Source organism: Micromonospora sp. NPDC049799, assembly GCF_040656655.1.
Classification (GTDB): Bacteria; Actinomycetota; Actinomycetes; order Mycobacteriales; family Micromonosporaceae; genus Micromonospora.
This window is the reverse complement of record NZ_JBFAMU010000892.1, coordinates 1-1,142: the sequence shown is the minus strand read 5'-3', so window position 1 is coordinate 1,142 and position 1,142 is coordinate 1. Positions and strand designations below refer to the sequence as shown.

General features: G+C 72.5%; 1 protein-coding gene. It reads right to left on the bottom strand.

What is annotated here, in order from left to right; all coding sequences use genetic code 11:
* Positions 1–343: 343 nt before the first annotated feature.
* The gene (locus AB0I76_RS30405) at positions 344–862 is read right to left on the bottom strand and encodes a TrmH family RNA methyltransferase (RefSeq protein WP_357042731.1); all 519 of its coding nucleotides are present in this window, start codon (positions 860–862) and stop codon (positions 344–346) included.
* Between the last annotated feature and the right edge of the window lie 280 nt (positions 863–1,142).

The window sequence follows — 1,142 nt, the reverse complement described above, 5'->3', positions numbered from 1 at the left end:
CCCCGCGCCCCGCGCCCCGCGCCCCGCGCCCCGCGCCCCGCGCCCCGCGCCAAGATCGTGCTACATCACGGATGTAGTGGTGTCCGCCGCACGGGGATGCCACTACATCCATGTTCGAGCACGATCTTGCCCTCAGTGACGCCCGCCGGGAAGCGGCGACCGTGAGAGGCGGTGTCGAGACGCTGCGATGTCTGGGTGACATAAAGATGTCTGTGAGACATCACGCTCACACCACTCACTCACACCGCTCCCCGGCCGTGCGCCACTCCAGTTCCGCGCAAGGTCAGCCTCGACGCCGTCCCGGCATCGGCGGAGCGTCCCGGCATCGGCCGGGCGTCGCGGGTCAGAGGAGGCCGGCCAGTTTGTAGAGGACGAGCGAGCCGGCGACGGCCACGTTCAGGCTGTGGCCGGCGCCGACCATCGGAATCTCCACGGCCGCGTCCAGGCTGTCGAGCGCCTCCGGCGGAATGCCGCCCTGCTCGTGCCCGAGGACGACCACGGTCCTTCCCCGAGCGACGGGCAGGTCGCCGAGCCGGATCGCCTCGTCGGCCAGCTCGACGCCGAGGACGCGGCTGCCGGCGGCCCGTTCGGCGGCCAGCCAGCGCAGCGGTGAGCCGACCCGGTGGACGCAGCCCGGCCGGCGCAACGTGTTGCCCCGGGCGACGGCCTCGTCCACCCAGCGGAACGGCGGCACCGCGAGGCAGGCGCCGACGGCATCGCAGGTGCGCAGGAGCGTACCGAGGTTCGCGCCGTGCATCGGCCAGAGCGGGGCCGCCACCAGATGACCCCAACAGCGGTGCGGGCGGGTACGGCGGGCGGCCCGCAGCTCGCGGGACGGGCGAACCCGGATAGCGGCGGTCATGCCGCGACGGCGACTCCGCCGCGGAAGGAGAAGGCCAGGAACATGCGAGGTGTGCTTCGCGGCGCACACGAGCCATCGACGATGACAGAGCCGCCCCAGTGTAGGCCGTCGCCGGTCCACCCCGCTCGGCCTGGTCGTCGGCTCACCGCTCCCCGCGACCCGGGCCGGCGGGACCCGCGCGGCGGCCGACTCCTGACGACTTCTTCGGGTCCAATGACGTAGGACCATGCATTGTCAGCGAACCCAGATCGCGCCTCGATCAGGTACGACGACGCTTGGT

Bases quoted from the DNA above. Each gene is read 5' to 3' on its own strand.
- AB0I76_RS30405 (WP_357042731.1), bottom strand. From the start codon at position 862: ATGACCGCCGCTATCCGGGTTCGCCCGTCCCGCGAGCTGCGGGCCGCC.